The organism is Desulfobacterales bacterium, from assembly GCA_030066985.1.
In the GTDB taxonomy this organism is placed as follows: domain Bacteria; phylum Desulfobacterota; class Desulfobacteria; order Desulfobacterales; family JAHEIW01; genus JAHEIW01.
This window is the reverse complement of sequence record JASJAN010000006.1, coordinates 134,783-153,062: the sequence shown is the minus strand read 5'-3', so window position 1 is coordinate 153,062 and position 18,280 is coordinate 134,783. Positions and strand designations below refer to the sequence as shown.

Genomic DNA, 18,280 nt, shown 5'->3' with positions numbered 1-18,280 from the left:
AGGCCTGACACCTGACACCTAAAGAATAAATATATCCCAAAAGCCTCATTGACAGCTAACAAGCTTCTACTACCTATTGTGCTATTAACTCCTCCTTTAAGAGGCAACACCCAATCTGATATTCCGGCACACCACCGACCGTATAGCTGATATTGTCAGGCTGAATCAGTTTGTTCATCACGCAGCCCTCCGGGATGTTCAGTTCAAACAAATGGCTTTCGTTGAGCTTGGGGGTGGGGACCAATCGATTGTCTTTTAATTCCAGGCTGTGAATTGGCAGATCTTCACACAATGGGCATTGATAGACCCGACCGTTGGGGAAGATGAAATAATTTTGTGCCACGCGACCGGCGCATTCGAATGGTTCTTCAGGATCCAGGTAGACTTTGGGGTAACTGACCGCAATCCCCCCCGCGGCAACCTTTTGAGCCAGGGGCGGAATCGTTTGCAGCCATTCAGATCGCGACATCTGCAAAGTGCCTGTTTGACCTGATTGGGTGGCCTTGCCGCGCAACCCGATAACCTGAATAAAAAAGCGGTCGATTCCCAGATCACTTAACAGTGCCGGCATCGATTCCAATTCAGAAATATTGGCCCGGCTGACGGTATAAATCAGGCTGGTAGCAAAACCGGCAGAGACCGTCTTTTGGATGCCGTTGATGCAGGCGTCATAAGATCCTTTACCCCGCAGCGCATCGTTGGTTTGGCGGGTGGCACCATCCAGGCTGAAGCTGAAAAAATCGACCTCCTGCGGGCTAACCTTGGCGAGGATATCGTGAAACAGAAATCCGTTGGTATCAATGGTAATGGAAGCAAAACCCCGGGTGCGCGCATATTTAACGGCGGCGGCCAGATCCGGATGCAGGGTCGGTTCACCACCCAAAAAAATAAGATTGGGGGCTGGGCCGCCATCGGAAAATACATCCAGCCAGGCTTTGATGGATTTTAGAGGCACACGGTTCTTGCCGTGCTGTTCAGGGTTGATGTAGCAGTGCCGGCAGTTAAGGTTGCAATCGGTGAGAATATGAAAAAAAAGATTGGCGGAATCTTTCGTAAAGGCGACAGTTTTTCTAACACTCATAATTGTTGTATCAGTCTTTTGACTTTCTTTTTGGCCATAATCAGCTCTTCATTTGTGGCACGCAAACGGATGGACATAAATTCTGCAAAAATGCGGTAAAGTAACAGCAAAAAGTCCAGCTTCTCATCCGAGCTGCTGCTGAGCGATAATCTTTTCTTGGCGGATGTGTCAACGGCCAGACAGACCGTTTTGCCGACGGCATATACCGACGCCGAGCGGTTCATGCTATCGATAACTCGCATTTCACCAAAGATTTCACCCTTTTTATCCATGCTGCCGATTTCAAGCCCTTCCTTGGTGATCTTGATTTTGCCGGACAGCAAAAAATAGAGCCAGGGATCCCGATCGCCTTCTTTGATAATTCGCTCACCATCTTCATATTCACGGATTTTGCTGAGTCGCAGCAGTTTTCCCAGGCTTTTGGTTTCAAAATTTCTGAGGGCCGGGATGGCCAGCAGTTTTTGGATATTTTCAATATTATCCTTCAGGTAGCGAGATTCAAGCATGCACTCCTCCAGCCGGGCGGGCGATGTTAAAATGGGCTTAACTCTATTATTTTATACCGCCCCCCCTGAAAGGGCAAGGAGGAATTTCTAATTATTTGTAATAACTATGTATTTTCTATTTAGCCGTTCAGACTGTTACCTTTGGCGGACTTCTGATTAAAGTACATTAGGTGTCAGTCTTTGGCCCGAAGGGCCTAACCTTTTGCCTCAAAGCCTATGAGTAGAATATGTTCCGGTGAAATTCCGGATTATAAAGTGACATCCAGCGCCCTGACACCCGAAACCTATTACTTATTAAGGCCCATTGAATGAAGTTGTTTAATTCTATGAAACCTGTTGATTGGTCGACTAACCACCTGTCTCCAGACAATGCTTTGATACCATTTCATCGAAACTGACCGGATAGCACCCATCGAAGCAGGCTCTGCAAAAATGCTGTTTAGGATTTTCAAAACCGGTGGAGTTTAACAGGCCCTCGATGCTCAGGTAGTGAAGCGAATCAAGACCCAGATAATCTTTGAGTTCGTCAACCGATTTTCGGGCTGCGATGAGTTCCCCGCGGGTTGAAAAATCGATACCGTAATGACAAGGAAAACGGTGCGGCGGTCCGGCCACCCGCATGTGCACCTGCCGCACGCCTAACTTCCGCAACGATTTTACCCGAGTTTTAATCGTGGTGCCTCTGATAATGGAATCTTCAATAATGATCAGATTTTTGCCCTTGAGAAGCGCCTTTACCGGATTGAGCTTAATGCGCACGCCGAAATCCCGCATACTCTGGGTAGGCTGGATAAAAGTTCGGCCGACATAGTGATTACGGATCATTCCCATCTCAAAAGGAATGCCGGATTCTTCCGAATACCCCAAGGCCGCATAGGTCCCGGAATCAGGAAATGGCATCACCAAATCCGCGTCCACCGGCGCCTCCCGGGCCAGACAGCGCCCGTGCGCCTTGCGGGTTGAATAGACGTTTTGACCGTATATGGTGCTGTCCGGCCGTGCAAAGTAGATAAACTCGAAGATGCAAAACGCCCGATTGGGCGGGGTCGGCTGCTGAATGCTCTTGATGCCGTCTTCGCCGATGATGACGATTTCACCGGGTTCGATTTCACGGATATATTCAGCTTCAACCAGATCAAAGGCGCAGGTTTCAGATGCCAGAACATAATTACCGTTAAGTTTACCCAGACACAGCGGGCGAAACCCGTGAGGATCTTTTATTCCGATCACCTCGCCTTTGCTGGTCAGCATAATAATGGAATAGGCGCCCTCAAGCCGCGAGACGGTTTCAACCAATGCCTGTTCAAATCCGGACTTCAGGTTTTTAACAAAAAGGTGCAAAAAGATTTCACTGTCCATAGTGGATTGAAAAATGGAACCAGCGGCTTCGAGTTCGTTTTTGAGCAAATGCGCATTGGTAAAATTGCCGTTGTGGGCCACTGCATAGGATTTTTTGCGATGCCGCACCCGAAAAGGCTGGGCGTTGGTCAAAATAGAACTGCCGGTGGTTGAATAGCGCACGTGGCCCACGGCACTGCCACCATCCAAATGCGCCAGGTGGTCCATGTCGAAGACATCAGATACCAGGCCCATGCCTTTATGCTCGGAAATCTGCATGTCTTTGGCAACAGCGATGCCGGCACTTTCCTGGCCCCGGTGCTGCAAGGCATAGAGGCCAAAGTAGGTCAGCGCCGCAGCTTCCGGATGTTCATAGATACCAAATATACCGCAAGCCTCCCGGGGCTTGTCATCGCTGAAACTTGAAACTTGAAATTTGAAACTAGATGTTTCTTCAACTGTCATTTATTTTAGTGCTCCTGATAAAAGCATTCAGCTTAGGGCCCAATTCATCTATAATTCCTGAGTATTCTTCAATAGTTTTACCGGATATGACTTTCCTTCGAATGAGTTTTCGCAGCCACGCCTTTGTTTTTTCAAAAGAGCCTCTTGAATAGTAATAAAACCGCTTTCTTTCAGCAGGCATATATCGCCCATACCCCTCAGCAAGATTGGCTGCAATACTATCTGCTGATTTAATAATCTGGTACCCAATCGTTTTTTTAACTTTTTCAGACCATTCGTCAAATGCGTACCATATTAAATCTGAAAGTGTCTCAGCCAAATTATATACATCCAGATCATATATTTCTTTCATCGATAGCCCCAATTTCAAGTTTCGAGTATCGAGTTTCAAGTTTCACTATTATATTCCTGGATCGTTTTGACAGCCATTTTCTTTTGGCGCAGTGTTTCAATGGCCCTGAAGATCGCCATGCCACCGGCGGTGGTGGTGGCATATGGGATTTTATAGCGCAGGGCATTGCGCCGGATAGTATAGCCGTCCCGCCGGGTTTCACCGCCGACGGAGGTATTGATGATCAGCTGGATCTCTGAATTTTTGATGGCATCCACCACATGCGGGCGGCCGACGGATACTTTGTTGACGGCCTTATTGGGAATCCCGTGATCAACCAAAAATTGAGATGTTCCATGGGTGGCCATAATATCAAATCCGGCATCCCGATATTTGGCGGCCACAGGCAATACGGTTTTTTTGTCAGCGTCGATCACGCTGATAAATACCGTGCCGCTGGTCGGCAAATTCTGGCCGGCACCCAGCTGCGCTTTGGCATAAGCAGATCCGAAATCCAAACCGATTCCCATGACCTCCCCGGTGGATTTCATTTCCGGACCCAGTAGAATATCCACATCCGGAAAGCGATCAAAAGGCAGCACAGCCTCTTTAACCGACAGGTGCGCGGGAACGATTTCAGAGGTCAATCCCAGATCCGCTAAAGAGCGACCCAGCATTACTTTGGTCGCCAATTTGGCCAGGGGCACACCGGTGGCCTTACTGACAAACGGGATCGTGCGGGATGCCCTTGGGTTGACTTCCAACACATACAGCTGATCATCTTTCAGGGCGTATTGGACATTCATCAGACCCACTACTTTTAGTTCGCTGGCCATGGCTTTGGTGGCCTGGGTGATCTGGTCGAGGAACTGCGGCTTAATATTAACCGGCGGCAGCACACAGGCCGAGTCACCGGAATGCACGCCGGCTTCCTCGATATGCTCCATGATGCCGCCGATAATAGTCGTCTGCCCGTCTGATATGGCATCCACATCGAATTCAAACGCATCTTCGACAAATTTATCAATCAGTACCGGGTAACCCGGTGAGGCTAATATCGCCAGACGGGTAAAATTTTCAAGTCCGGCCCGATCGTAGACAATTTTCATGGCTCGCCCGCCGAGCACATAGGAGGGGCGCACCACCACCGGATAACCGATGGTTTCAGCCACCTTCAAGGCATCATCAACGTTTAGCGCCGTACCGTTGGCCGGTTGTATCAAACCAAGTTTGTTGAGCATGGCCTGAAACAGCTTGCGGTCTTCGGCACGATCGATGCTGTCGGGCTGCGTTCCCAGGATCGGAACCCCGGCAGCATGCAACCCCACCGACAGATTCAGCGGCGTCTGACCGCCAAATTGAACAATAACCCCCATTGGGCTTTCGCTTTCCACGATGTGGAGCACGTCTTCCTGGGTCAGGGGTTCAAAGTACAATTTGTCGGACGTATCATAATCGGTGCTGACGGTCTCGGGATTGCTGTTGACCATAATGCTTTCGACACCTTCTTCGCGTAGCGCAAAAGATGCATGTACGCAGCAATAGTCAAATTCAATTCCCTGACCGATGCGGTTGGGGCCGCCACCGAGAATCATGACCTTTTTGCGATCCGAAACCCGGGCCTCGTTTTCCAACTCATAGGTAGAGTAATAATAGGGAGTGGCTGCTTTGAATTCGGCCGCACAGGTGTCCACCAGTTTGTAAACCGGTCTCAAATTCAGATCGGTGCGCCTTTTTTTAATGTCTGATTCGGTAAGACCCATCAGGTGTGCCAGCTGAACGTCTGAAAAGCCCCACTCTTTGGCCTGCTTTAGCAGCACATCCGACAGCGCCGAACCGGCGGTTTGAATTTGCTGCTCCAGGTCAACAATCTGTGCCAGCTGATGAATAAACCAGGGGTCGATCCCGGTCATTCTATAAATCGTGCGCACCGGAATCCCCATTAAAAGGGCATAGCGCAGATAAAATATGCGTTGCGAGTTGGGTGAGGTTAGTTTTTGCTGGATTTCAGATTGGGATGGCAGCCAGTTTTTGTCGTCCGCTTCCCGGGCCGGGCCTTTGCCATCCGCTCCCAGACCGTAACGGCCGATTTCAAGAGAGCGCAACCCCTTTTGCAGGGCTTCTTTAAAGGTCCTGCCGATGGCCATGGTTTCGCCGACCGATTTCATGGATGTGGTCAGAAAATCCGGTGTTTCGGGAAATTTTTCAAATGTCCAGCGCGGCACTTTGACCACACAGTAGTCCAGGGTGGGTTCAAAAGAGGCCAGGGTTTCACCGGTAATGTCGTTGGCGATTTCATCCAGCGTATAGCCCACCGCCAGCTTGGCGGCAATCTTGGCAATCGGAAAACCGGTGGCCTTGGATGCCAGCGCAGAGCTGCGCGACACCCTGGGGTTCATTTCAATTACCACCATCTCACCATCTTCGGGATTAATGGCAAACTGAACGTTTGAACCGCCGGTGTCGACCCCGATCTCACGCATGATGGCAATGGCCCCGTTGCGCATCATCTGGTATTCCTTGTCACTGAGGGTCTGGGCCGGGGCCACCGTGATGCTGTCGCCGGTGTGGATCCCCATCGGATCCACGTTCTCAATCGAACAGACAATGACCACATTGTCCTGTTTGTCGCGCATGACCTCCAGTTCATATTCTTTCCAGCCCATCACCGATTCTTCGAGCATCACCTGACCGATCAGGCTGGCATCCAAGCCGGCCCTTGAAAGCTGGAAAAGATCATCGCCATTATAGGCCACACCGCCGCCGGTGCCGCCGAGGGTGAAACTGGGGCGCACAATAATAGGAAATCCGATCTGATCGGCAATTTTGCGGACCGCGTCCATGTTTTCAGCAATTCCACTCTTGGGTATTCGCAATCCAATGTTGGTCATCGCCTTGCGAAAAAGATCACGGTCTTCGGCTTTTTTGATGGCCGGCGTGGAGGCACCGATCATTTCAACGCCGAATTTTTCCAGAACCCCCCTCTGGGCAACTTCGATGGCCGTGTTCAAACCGGTCTGGCCGCCAAGGGTCGGCAGCAATGCATCCGGCTTTTCCCGCTCAACGATCAGGGACACCGCTTCGGGCGTGACCGGTTCGATATAGGTTCGATCAGCCGTTTCCGGGTCGGTCATAATAGTGGCGGGATTGGAGTTGACCAAAATGACTTCAAAGCCCTCCTCTTTGAGGGCCTTGCAGGCCTGGGTCCCGGAATAATCAAATTCACATGCCTGGCTAATGATGATCGGTCCGGCACCGATGATTAAAATCCGATGAATGTCTGTTCGTTTGGGCATTTCCTGTTTTCGGTTTTACAGGTTTTTATGTACGGGCTACTTCTATTTCCTTTTAGTCATTGGCAAGCAAAAGGTTTCAGGTGTCAGGCCTTCGATGACCAGTAGCGGACCTTTAGATCTCATCAACCTTGCGATAGCAGCGCTTTTGTTATGTTCTGATGTTCGCCTTTTGTCTGCTGACACCTGATCCGCCTTCGGCGGAAACACTGACGCCAGTGGCCAGAGGCCACTTGCTAACGCATCAGTTCCTTGAACTCATCAAAAAGATAACGTGCATCGTGCGGACCTGGAGATGCTTCAGGATGGTATTGCACCGAGAAGACCGGATATTTGCGGTGCCGAAAACCCTCCAGGGTGTTATCATTGAGATTTATATGGGTAATTTCAACATCATTTTCCTGGAGTGATTCGGTATCAACGGCAAATCCATGGTTCTGGGATGTAATTTCGACCTTCCCTGTTCGGAAATTTTTGACCGGTTGATTAGCACCCCGATGACCGAATTTCAACTTAAAAGTAGACCCGCCTATGGCCAGCCCAAGGAGCTGGTGGCCGAGACAAATGCCAAAAATGGGTCGATAATCCAATAGTGATCGGATGGTTTTGATGGCGTCGCCAACCGGCTCGGGATCTCCCGGACCGTTTGACAGAAAAATGCCATCGGGCGCCATGGCTTGAATCGTTTCAGCAGTTGTCGAAGATGGCACCACGATCAGCTCAAAACCGGCCTGCTCAAGTTGTCGCAATATATTGAATTTGATTCCAAAATCAAATGCTACCACCGAACGTTTCGACCCGTGATGCTGCCAGGCCGTCTGATCCAGCGGGTGCTGGTTGAGATCGAAATGTTGCGGAAGACCGTTATCCCAGTAATAGGGCTGCGGGGTGGTCACCTCTTTTGCCAGATTTAACCCCGTCATCTGGGGTATGTCATTTGCTTTTTCCACTAAAGTAGCCGGTGTAAGCACATCTGTTGAGATTACGGCACGCATGGCACCGGCATTGCGAATATGCCGCGTAATGGCCCGTGTGTCCAAACCTTCAATTCCCATGATGCCCTGGTCGATAAGATAATCCGCCAAACTTGCCGTTAAGCGATAATTGCTGGGATAGGCTTGATACTCTTTAATGATAAAAGCAGCGACCTGTATGCGGTCGGATTCAATATCATCGGGGTTGACCCCGTAATTTCCAATCAGCGGATAGGTCATGACCACCATTTGCCCGCTGTAAGAGGGGTCGGTGAGGATCTCCTGGTAGCCGGTCATGCTGGTGTTAAATACGACTTCACCGCTTGCTTCCCCGGGACCGGTAAAGGAGCGGCAGGCAAATGTGCGGCCATCCTCAAGCGCTAGTAATGCATCCATAAATATTGGTGTTTCGTGTTTGGTATTTAGTGTTTGGTGTTTCGTATTCGACCAAGCGAAATTGTTAAATTGTAATTAAAGCATATCTTGAAATTGTTTCCAATCCATAAATGAGGGGTTCTTTCGATGAGCCAGGCCGCACAAGAATTTTAGCCTGCAGCGTACTTGAAATACGTTGCAGGTTGAAATCCGCGGAGAACACAGCTCATCGGAAAAAGAGCCATTTAGGGATTGGTAACCTATTCGATGGGGGTGTTTTCGATTAAATCCCACACCCCGCAAGGACAAGCGCCGGCACAGAAGCCGCAGCCGATACACAGATTTTCATCCACGACGTATTCATAGCCGTTTTTTTCGAGCGCTTTGCGGCTGATAGCTGCCTGGGGGCAAACCGCTACGCAGATGCCGCAGTCCCGGCAGGCACCGCAGGATGAGCATTGCGCACCGCAATGATCCAAATCGGCAAATTCGGTAATGCGGGGATCAAAATATTCAAGGGTTACCCGCTGGCGATCGATCATGGTGCGCTTTTCAAACGCCGGTCGTTTGCCCTCTAAAATGTCACAAATTGTGCTAGCAACGATGCGCCCCGCACCAATGGCTTCGGTCAGCAAACCCGGACGAACCACATCGCCGATGGCAAAGATCTGCATGTCGGATGTCTGGTAATTGTCATTGACTTTAACAAAGTCGTTTTCAGTTTGCACGCTTTTGGGAATAAACGTCAAATCCGGGATGTCTCCAATCGAAACGATAACCGTATCGGCCGGCAATTCTTCTCCCGTGTTCAGCTTGACAGCGGTTGCCGTAATTTCCTCGGTAACAACCGGCCACTTGAATTCAGCGCCGACAGCCTCGGCAGCTTGCCTTTCTTTTCCGAAAGACAGCGGCTCCTGGATATCCAGCAGCGTAATTTTGCGGGCTCCCAGGCGGTGAGCCTCAGCGGCTGCATCGCACCCCACATTGCCGGCACCGATTATGACGGCCTGTTTGCCCACTTTGGCCTTGTCGACTTTGGCAGCTTCCAAGAAATCAAATGCGGTAACTGCTCTTTCATGGCCAGGTATTGGCAGTCGCCTGGGTTTTTGAGCGCCGGTGGCAATGACAACAAAGTCAAAATCTTCTTTGAGCTGAGTTATATCTTCTGCACCCAGCGGCTGCTGCAGATTGATCCTGGGAATCACTTTTTCGATCCGCCGCATTTCTTCGCCGATCACCTTTTTGGGAATACGGCTTGCGGGAATCTGGCGTGTTATTTTTCCGCCCAGCTTTTTGGCCACCTCATAAATCGTGACCTGGTGCCCGGCCTGACGCAATTGCCAGGCAACGGATATACCGGCCGGCCCACCGCCGATGACCGCAATTTTCTTATCGCTTTCCTGTGGAAGATCGGGCAATTCAGCTTTGAGGCTAGCCTGGCCCAGCTGGGTAACATCCACCGGTGCCAGGGCTGAAATCTGTCGCGTACAGGATTGCATACACAGGTTGGGACACAAATAACCGCAGACCGATGCCGGAAAAGGCGTATAGCCCAGGGCCAGATCGACAGCTTCATCCACGCGCCCTTCACGTATTAAGCGCCATCTTTCCTGCACGGGAATACCGGTCGGACAGGTGGCTTCACAGGGGGCTGCGTATTTGCGGTTTTCCCAGACCGGAACAAATCGTCGCATAAAACTGTTGGTGATCAACGCAATCGGGGAGCGATCCAGCTGGGTCAAATCACCGATTAAACCGCCTTGACCCAGCTCTTTATCCCAAACATCCGATCGAAAAGATGACATGGATCGCATCGGGCTGGATACTTTTTCCTGGGCACTGCGGGCCACCAAAAGTTGCCACTGGTCTCTGTCGCTAAACGCCTTCAACAGCTCGCTGCGATCGATCCGTTGTAAAAAGAGCTTCAGGTTCTCAGCCAACCAGCTCCAGTCCTCATCGCCGATTGGAATCAGCTTGGCATCGGTCTGACTGTACCCGGTATGGGGGCCGCGGAAGAACACTTTGCCGCCGACCATTCCGACAAAAGGTCTATAGCCCAGTATATTTTCCGGGTTCTGGGCCTCATGCCCGCAAATCACTGCGATACCGCCAGCCATAAATTCTCCGAAATAATCGCCGGCCGCACCCAGCACCCAGAGCTCGGGAGGTGCAAACCGCGGATTATGCTTGGTCATTGTCATGCCACGGGCGCCAATATTGCCGGCAATGGAAATTCTGCCCTGGGCCATGGCATTGGCACATCCATTGCCCGCATTTCCATGCACGACAATCTCGGCCCCGGCATTTAACCAGCCCACATCATCTGATGCCGGCCCCAACACTTCGATAAAGGTGTTGGGAAAACCCATGGATCCCACCCGCTGTCCAGGATGGCCGGATATTTTGATTTGAACGGCATCCGCACCCACACGCCAGAGCCGGCCGCCGATCCCGTGCTGCCCAAAGGCTTGAATTTCAAGTGAGCGTTGGCCCTGCGATACTGCATCCTGTATCTGTTCTTCCAGAAGCCTGGATTCCAACCGCTTACCACCGAGATTTCCTACGATGACTCGCGGCGTTTTGTTTTTATCAACCTGTTGGTTATCCATTTGAGGTCTCCAAAATGAATAGTGCCTAAAGTTGGAAGTGCCTAAAATGCCTAAAATTTCAATAAGGTAAAGATTCGATTTGAACTTAGAATCACTTTAGTCCCTCTAGTCACTTTAGCTCACTTTGAATTACGTGGTTTTAGTCTTGTTGATGATATAAAGCCTAACGCTCAGTTAGCCATAAGCTTCGCCAACTTTGGTTAAACAACATACTTAACTTTTAACCGCTCCGCTATATTGGGATCATCGATGCCCAATGCATCAGACATACCGATGGGCAGCGAGGTCGAGCGTCCAAGCGGGGCTACAATTTTTTTCAGTTCGGTATCAAAGCTCAAATAAAGATCAACCAGTCTTTGGGCCACCTGCTCGGCATCAAGCCGCCGGTACAACCGCGGGTCTTGAGAAGTGATACCTTTGGGGCACAGACCGATGTTACAAATGTTGCAGCGGTCGGATTCGGATCCCAGACACCCCGCGGCTGCCTGCATGACATACTTGCCGATCTGCACTCCGCTGGCGCCCAGCATAATTAGGGCCGCCGCATTGGCCGCCAGATTTCCGGTTTTACCGACGCCTCCGCCAGCCAGCAAAGGCACCTGGTTTTGCATTCCCAGCTCAACAAGCGTCAGATAGCTGTCACGAATATTACTGGCAATCGGATGCCCCATGTGGTTCATGGACACATTATAGGCGGCACCGGTCCCCCCATCCTCGCCGTCAATAGCCAGTCCGGCGGCATAGGGATTACGGGTTAAGTTGTTTAAAACCGCCAGTGCGGTCGAGGTACCGGATATTTTCGGATAGACCGGTACGCGGAAACCCCAGGCCATGTACATGGACTGGATCATTTTGGCCACCGATTCTTCAATCGAGTATTTGGTCTGGTGGGTTGGCGGACTTGGCAAATTTACACCAGTGGGCACACCGCGAATGGCAGCAATCAGCTTATTGACCTTGTACCACATCAGCAATCCGCCGTCTCCGGGCTTGGCTCCCTGACCGTATTTGATTTCGATTGCGCAGGGATCTTCTTTCATTTCTGGGATCGCATGAATAATTTCATCCCAACCAAAATAGCCGCTGGCAATCTGTAAAATGACATATTTTAAAAAACGGGATCGCAGCAGACGTGGCGGGCAACCACCTTCGCCGGTACAAATCCGTACGGGCATTTTCAATTCTTCATTTAAGTAGGCCACCCCCATCTGCAGCCCTTCCCACATGGTTGGTGACAGCGCACCAAAGGACATGGCGCCGATAATCAGGGGATAAATTTCACGTACCGGTGGTATCCAGCCATTGACGCTTAGAAACTTCAAATTTTCTTCGGGCGGTAAAACCCGTCCCAGCAAAGTGCGCAATTCAAATTCATGCCGCCCGGCGTCCAGAGCCGGGTCGGTCAGCATCGATATGCGGATAAATTTTAAGCGGTCCAACACGCCCCCGGCCATGTTGCGCCGACCGCCCCGTCTGCGGGGTTGGCCGCCCTGGTCAATGTGAAACTTGAGCTTATCAGACTCATCGGTTCGGCAGGGCACAATGGCATCATTGGGGCAGACCATGGTGCACATGGCACAGCCGATACATCGATAAGCCGGATCTGTTTTTTGCCGGATACCGTAATAGCTTTTGAATGCTGTGGCCGTCTCCAGGGTAATATCCGTCGGGGGCTCTAAACTGCGTTTACGAAAGACTCCCAATTCAATGGCATTGACCGGACAGACCGCGGTACACTTGCCACACAGGGTACATTTATCCAAGTCCCATAGAATCTGCCACGGCAAATCCTTAACACTCAGCGTGGAAGGGGCAATGGGTCTTTCTGGTTCCATAACGTAACCTCCTGACGCCCCGGACCGACAAAAGCCGTGTCCAGATGCATCGGTTGAAAATCTTTGCTCTTGTCCCGATTTGGGATGGCGGCATCCAGGCCGCAAAGTTCTGAAGAAAAGGCATAGACACCGGGTTTACCGCCAACCACGCCCGGCCGAAGCTTCTTGCGATCCTGCACCATGAATACACTGTGGTCCGGAAGACAACCGATGACGCAGTTGGGACCGTCGGTGATCAATGGGCGACAGGTTTGCTTAAGATTTTTCAAAAAATGGCTATTGGGATGATCCAGCAAATCTTCATCCTGCAGCGGCGTAATGATGTGTTTATAGGCCTCGATGCCGAGCCCGAGTTTTGTGACTGCATAATGCAGGATATGGGTAAACACCTCTGAATCCGATTGATAGCCGGTATAGCCATCAAATCCTCTGGATTCCAAAAATGACCGGATAGGTATAAACGCGGTATTTTCACCGTTGGTCATAGTCGCATAGCCCTGGATGAAAAATGGGTGGCAAGCATACAGGGTTATGGCATAGTTGGTGTTTTGCCGTCCCTGGGCCATGATGACTCTGGCAAAAAGCTCTTTGCGGTCCAGACTCAGATGCTCGGCAACCAGCATCGGATCTCCAATTTCTTTGATCATAATGACATCCGGCCAGAAGGAAAAAACGATCATATCCTTTTTCTCTTCCCCCATCGCTCTTAGCTGAAGCCTGATTTTAAGCAATTGCTCGTAAAGCTGGGGCTGGCTCATATCCTCCCACTCTTCTGGATATTCATATGCCCGAATCAAATAGACATCGCGCTTTGGAACGCCGGGCGGCGGCGTCTTCGGTAACTTGACTGAAATCTTATATTTAGTCATAAAGCCAATATCCATCATGAACGTGTCTAACCGCTTTAGGCCTTTATCGCTGAATATCCCCGATAATATGGGTGCGTCCTTGATTTCCTCAAAAGGGCCCGCCAGATCCCGCAAAAAGATCCCGACACCCGAGCAATCATGACCTTCGCGCATCACATCGAGCGCATTCAACGCGACCATTGGTGATAACGGCTCTTGGCTGGTAATGGCAAATAAGCGACACATGAGAAACCATCTCCTTTTTGTGGTGTCATTATAAAGATGAAAAATCCTGTCAGGGAAAAGCCTGACAGGGATAAAATCGCCCTAGCGATGGATTCGGCGCGTTATCGACATAATGTTCGGAGCAGTCTGGTTATCGCTTCGGGCAGGATAAGCTGCAAGAACCTATCTCAAAAATAGTGGATCACGTCCACGGGTCCGCCTGCGGCGGATTAGATGCATTTTTGAGATAGATTCAAGTTATGGTTGTTAATCGTTTCATAGTCAGACATTTTATGGGAGTTTATCGGAGGTGTGCAGCATGTCCCCCACAGAACGACAAAAACTCAGGACATGCGATACAACATGCGGGGCATTATATTGGATTGGTTCCCGATCATTGGTCGAGAAGAATATTTTAGTTTGTTACAATGCCAGCCAGCACCTTATTGTAACCCCAATTGGGAACAGTTAGATGTGGCGTCTCCCTCCTTTTAGAAATTGCTCAAAGCCCCCCTTCCTGCTAAACCGCCGGGCTTTTTCAACCCATCGCTTATATCATATAAATTCAATATGAAAAACAATAAATTGATATAAATCAAGATGGTATCAAAAAAATTGGCGCCCAGGCGGTCCGCTCAAACGCTTTTCTATCGCAATGATCGTGCCAGATTCATATAATTGCAAATGCCCATCATGCCAATATCGACGCGCATGGGCAAAAGTCAATCGAGTCAAATCATACATAAATGTCGCATTTAGTCTGAAAATTTTACAAAAATGTAAGTTTTGGCGTTTACGATGGCAGACATTTTTTGACGCCTGGCCGCTCAAATCGATAGCAATCGTTTGTGCCGCCAGACCCAATTCAGCAATGTTTTCCAAGCGAATACATGCAACTAAAAGGGTCGAATTGCATCTTGACTTAGATATGGATATGTGGTTATCAAGTTGTCAATACATATAGGGCTATAAAGGCCGGACCTTTTTTTCGAGTCAACAGCTCACGTTATCGCGCCCATAAAGGGCTTTTCCATATTCGGTAAAGACAAGATATCCATTCATTGTACAAATCTTGCGCGTTAAGGAGGAGAAGATGAGCTGCCACAGATGGATAAAAAGTGTCCGGTTTTTATTTGTTTTTGCCTCTCTGTTGCTGACCGTTCCACCCCTATTGGCATTGGCTGCAAGCCCGCTGCCCGAAATGGACCCTGCCGGGTATCCGGCCCCCAATACCGGCTGCCTGGCGGCCGGCAAATGCCATATGGGTATCGAGCCCATCCGGGCGCACAATTCACAGATGGCCAAACAGATTTATCAGATGGGTGCCAAACTGGGGGATCCCAATGGTTGTGTCGTCTGCCATGGCGGTAATCCAGCGGAAGAAAAGGATGCTAAAATTGCACATACGGGTGCTCCACCGGGAAGCCCGCTGGACACCTTTGTGCTACATTCGGCTTCAGTGTGGGTCAATGAAAAAATCTGCGGACAATGCCATAAGGATTGGACGTATGCGCAATACCGCTCGATCATGCAGACCGAGGCCGGCAAGATACAAGGGGCCCTCTGGGGCTGGGGACCGGTGTCAACGGGATACGCCACCAAATACGGCAATTACGATGTGGACGATCCTGATGGCCCCGAACCGGTGTTCGGCAGCCAAAAATACAAAGACTATACCCAGGCGTTAATGAAAAAGTATCCGGACAATTTTCCCACCAAACTGCAAAAAGTACCCAAGACGGATGTGTCACAGTTGAAAGAGAATCCGGCAACGGCCATTTTTACATATCTGCGCACCGATTGTCAGCGCTGCCATGTGGGGGTCAAAGGCCGCAACAAACGCGGCGATTTTCGGGGCATGGGCTGTGCTGCCTGCCACATCCCTTATAACAATGCCGGTTTGTACGAAGGCGGTGACCAGACTGTCAAACGCGATGAGACCGGACATGCCATGGTGCATTCGATCCAGTCCACGCGCAAGACCAAAGTGGTGGCCAATGGCATTGTCTATTCGGGGATCCCGCATGAGACCTGTGTGTCCTGCCACAACCGCGGCAAACGCATTGGCGTCTCCTTTTTGGGTTTGATGGAATTTCCGTATGGCAGCCCGTTTACCGCCGACGGAAAAAAACAGCCCAAGCTGCATACCAAATTTTATCAGTTTATCAAAGACGATGTCCACCACCAGGTCAAATCGCGCGAGGGCAATCCCGAAGGCGGTTTGCTGTGTCAGGATTGCCACACCACCACCTCCATGCACGGCAACGGTAATATCACCGGGACATTGCTGGCCAATGTGGAGATCGAATGCTCCGATTGCCATGGCACCGCCACCCAGTATCCCTGGGAATTGCCGCTGGGATGGGGTGATGAATTTGACCAAGATCTGAGCAACGCAAAACCGCGTGGCACCACTGCCGAATTGCTTATGAATCAGAGCGATTTTGCCACCGTTTATTCGGGCAAGGACGGTTTTATGCTAACGGCCCGCGGCAATCCCTTTGGTAATGTCGTGCGGGATGGCGACAAGGTCATCGTGCATTCGGCCAGCGGGCTGGATTTTGAAGTCCCAACCCTCAAATCGATTCACCTGCAAGACAAATGGCAAAACAAGGATGCAGCCATCGCCGCCAAAATCACTACTCCAGAGCATATTGAAAAAATTGAGTGCTATGGCTGCCATTCAGCCTGGGCGCCGCAGTGTTATGGATGCCATGTCAAGGTGGATTTTTCAGGTGACAAAAAGGCCACCGATTGGGTCGCAGCCGGCAACACCCATTTTGCCAATGGCCACACCGCAGAATCCTGGCGCAAGGTGGAGCCCCCTAAAGCCGCCGGGGTGGCTTTCGGCAAGACCTCTGAAAACCGCTCGTATCTGCGCTGGGAAAACCCGGTTCTGGGCATAAACGGTGAAGGCCGCGTCAGCCCGTTAATTCCCGGATGTCAACAGATCACCAGCGTTATTGCACCTGACGGCGAAACCCTGATCCATAACAAGATCTGGCGCACAGCCCCCGGAACCGAAGGCGGCGGCGACAAGGGCCAGCGCGGTATCGATATGTCCCCGGCCATGCCGCATACCACCGGGCGCCAAGCCCGCACCTGCACATCCTGCCATGCGACTTCCAAAGCGTTGGGCTACGGGACCCATGACGGCCGCTATTTGCAACAATACACCAAAGGCATTTATGTGGACATTTCCAATGAAAAAGGTCAGCTGGTTACCAAAACCGCCAAATATCAAATCAGCCCGATCCCGGATCTGCCCATGGATCTGGATCAAATCATCACGCGTGAAGGCGAGCAGATGCAAACAGTGGGATCGCATTGGCCGCTATCAGGACCGTTGACCAAAGAAGCCCGTGATAACATGGAACGGGTGGGCGTGTGCCTGTCCTGCCATAAAGATATTCCATCCGGCCGTTTTGTCTATCGCATTATTTCCAAGGTCGGCAGCATGACCGGACTGGCACCTGCGACCGATGCCGAACATCAAAAATTGATCGGCCGTGCCATGTTTATTGCTGCCAATGTGGAAATCTTCGGTGTGTTGATCGGTATCATCTTGATTCTGCTGGTGATCGTCTATTTTGCCCGCCGCAAACGAACTTAGTTCGCCAATTGCACGCGCCTCAGAAAGCCACAACCGCCTTGCCGGTTGTGGCTTTTTTGCTTATAGCTGGCACCAGGCAGCAAAATTTTGCAGAACCGCTATTATTTTTGACAAGTCCGCGTCTTTATTTTATATAAACCTCATCTAGCAACCCAATCATCAGCCCTGCTATCAGACCGGCGACTGTCCTTTGAAAATTCATCTGATGGCAAAAATTGCTCGGGTCATAAACGGATTGATAAAAATCGTCACGCTGTTTTTGAAGTCATTGGCTGGTGTTCTTCAGCTGCACGCACGTCAAGATAGGAACCACCATGTATATCAAACAATCTGAGCTTTTTACGGGCACGAGCATGGATTTTGTCAAAAAATTCATGGATATCTGTGAAACCTCCTCACACCAAAAAGGTGAGATCCTCTTCAGAGAAAATGATCCGGCCAAATTCTTTTTTATTTTGTTAAACGGGTGTGTCAAATTAAGCGTCGGTGTGCCGGAGCAGGTAGTTTACAAAGCCAAGCTAAACGGCGAAGCCTTTGGCTGGTCCAGTCTGATCGGCGGTGACGTCTACTCGGCTTCGGCCGAATGTTTGGAAGCCTCAAAATTACTCAAAACCGATCGTGATAAGCTGTCCCGCATGTTAGAGGAAGATGCTGAAAACGGGATCATCTTTTTCAAACAGCTTGCCGCCACGCTCGGCAAGCGCTTGCTGCAGACATATAAGATGCTGGAGTCCAGCAAGGGCGATTCAAAATAATATATCAGTATAACCGAGCGTCCAGCTGACAT

12 protein-coding genes are annotated in these 18,280 nt (G+C 50.4%); 2 read left to right on the top strand and 10 right to left on the bottom strand.

Annotated features, from left to right (window positions below):
- Window positions 1-73: 73 nt before the first annotated feature.
- The 10 genes from QNJ26_05220 to QNJ26_05175 form a co-directional block, all read right to left on the bottom strand.
- Window positions 74-1,081 (bottom strand): radical SAM protein, encoded by a 1,008-nt coding sequence (locus QNJ26_05220; GenBank protein MDJ0984925.1) that lies wholly within the window; start codon window positions 1,079-1,081, stop codon window positions 74-76.
- Window positions 1,078-1,587 (bottom strand): cyclic nucleotide-binding domain-containing protein, encoded by a 510-nt coding sequence (locus QNJ26_05215; GenBank protein ID MDJ0984924.1) that lies wholly within the window; start codon window positions 1,585-1,587, stop codon window positions 1,078-1,080. The genes QNJ26_05220 and QNJ26_05215 overlap by 4 nt, the downstream gene beginning before the upstream one ends.
- Window positions 1,588-1,935: 348 nt before the next feature.
- Window positions 1,936-3,390: an amidophosphoribosyltransferase gene (gene purF, locus QNJ26_05210; protein MDJ0984923.1), complete on the bottom strand. Its 1,455-nt coding sequence runs from the start codon at window positions 3,388-3,390 to the stop codon at window positions 1,936-1,938.
- Window positions 3,380-3,742 carry a four helix bundle protein gene (locus tag QNJ26_05205; protein ID MDJ0984922.1) on the bottom strand — a complete coding sequence of 121 codons (363 nt, stop codon included), beginning with the start codon at window positions 3,740-3,742 and terminating at the stop codon, window positions 3,380-3,382. Before QNJ26_05205 ends, purF begins: the two co-directional genes overlap by 11 nt.
- A 35-nt stretch (window positions 3,743-3,777) precedes the next feature.
- Window positions 3,778-7,017 (bottom strand): carbamoyl-phosphate synthase large subunit, encoded by a 3,240-nt coding sequence (gene carB / locus QNJ26_05200; GenBank protein MDJ0984921.1) that lies wholly within the window; start codon window positions 7,015-7,017, stop codon window positions 3,778-3,780.
- A 233-nt stretch (window positions 7,018-7,250) separates the two neighbouring features.
- A complete protein-coding gene (carA, locus tag QNJ26_05195) occupies window positions 7,251-8,384 on the bottom strand; it encodes a glutamine-hydrolyzing carbamoyl-phosphate synthase small subunit (GenBank protein ID MDJ0984920.1) in 1,134 nt (377 codons plus the stop codon).
- A 239-nt stretch (window positions 8,385-8,623) separates the two neighbouring features.
- The gene (locus QNJ26_05190) at window positions 8,624-10,972 is read right to left on the bottom strand and encodes an FAD-dependent oxidoreductase (protein MDJ0984919.1); all 2,349 of its coding nucleotides are present in this window, start codon (window positions 10,970-10,972) and stop codon (window positions 8,624-8,626) included.
- 200 nt (window positions 10,973-11,172) lie between these two features.
- On the bottom strand, window positions 11,173-12,807 hold the full coding sequence (locus QNJ26_05185) for a glutamate synthase-related protein (protein ID MDJ0984918.1): 1,635 nt from the start codon (window positions 12,805-12,807) through the stop codon (window positions 11,173-11,175).
- Complete coding sequence (locus QNJ26_05180; protein ID MDJ0984917.1) at window positions 12,771-13,901, bottom strand: glutamate synthase; 1,131 nt, start codon at window positions 13,899-13,901, stop codon at window positions 12,771-12,773. Before QNJ26_05180 ends, QNJ26_05185 begins: the two co-directional genes overlap by 37 nt.
- 585 nt (window positions 13,902-14,486) lie before the next feature.
- A complete protein-coding gene (locus QNJ26_05175) occupies window positions 14,487-14,762 on the bottom strand; it encodes a hypothetical protein (GenBank protein MDJ0984916.1) in 276 nt (91 codons plus the stop codon).
- Between the two features lie 211 nt (window positions 14,763-14,973).
- Between QNJ26_05175 and QNJ26_05170 the strand changes: the two genes are divergently transcribed.
- Both QNJ26_05170 and QNJ26_05165 read left to right on the top strand, forming a co-directional pair.
- Window positions 14,974-17,493 (top strand): hypothetical protein, encoded by a 2,520-nt coding sequence (locus QNJ26_05170; GenBank protein MDJ0984915.1) that lies wholly within the window; start codon window positions 14,974-14,976, stop codon window positions 17,491-17,493.
- 314 nt (window positions 17,494-17,807) lie between these two features.
- Window positions 17,808-18,248: a cyclic nucleotide-binding domain-containing protein gene (locus QNJ26_05165; protein ID MDJ0984914.1), complete on the top strand. Its 441-nt coding sequence runs from the start codon at window positions 17,808-17,810 to the stop codon at window positions 18,246-18,248.
- Window positions 18,249-18,280 lie beyond the last annotated feature (32 nt).

Bases quoted from the DNA above. Each gene is read 5' to 3' on its own strand.
- carB (MDJ0984921.1), bottom strand. From the start codon at position 7,017: ATGCCCAAACGAACAGACATTCATCGGATTTTAATCATCGGTGCCGGA.
- QNJ26_05180 (MDJ0984917.1), bottom strand. From the start codon at position 13,901: ATGTGTCGCTTATTTGCCATTACCAGCCAAGAGCCGTTATCACCAATG.
- QNJ26_05205 (MDJ0984922.1), bottom strand. From the start codon at position 3,742: ATGAAAGAAATATATGATCTGGATGTATATAATTTGGCTGAGACACTT.
- QNJ26_05165 (MDJ0984914.1), top strand. From the start codon at position 17,808: ATGTATATCAAACAATCTGAGCTTTTTACGGGCACGAGCATGGATTTT.
- QNJ26_05220 (MDJ0984925.1), bottom strand. From the start codon at position 1,081: ATGAGTGTTAGAAAAACTGTCGCCTTTACGAAAGATTCCGCCAATCTT.
- carA (MDJ0984920.1), bottom strand. From the start codon at position 8,384: ATGGATGCATTACTAGCGCTTGAGGATGGCCGCACATTTGCCTGCCGC.
- QNJ26_05185 (MDJ0984918.1), bottom strand. From the start codon at position 12,807: ATGGAACCAGAAAGACCCATTGCCCCTTCCACGCTGAGTGTTAAGGAT.
- QNJ26_05215 (MDJ0984924.1), bottom strand. From the start codon at position 1,587: ATGCTTGAATCTCGCTACCTGAAGGATAATATTGAAAATATCCAAAAA.
- QNJ26_05190 (MDJ0984919.1), bottom strand. From the start codon at position 10,972: ATGGATAACCAACAGGTTGATAAAAACAAAACGCCGCGAGTCATCGTA.
- purF (MDJ0984923.1), bottom strand. From the start codon at position 3,390: ATGACAGTTGAAGAAACATCTAGTTTCAAATTTCAAGTTTCAAGTTTC.
- QNJ26_05170 (MDJ0984915.1), top strand. From the start codon at position 14,974: ATGAGCTGCCACAGATGGATAAAAAGTGTCCGGTTTTTATTTGTTTTT.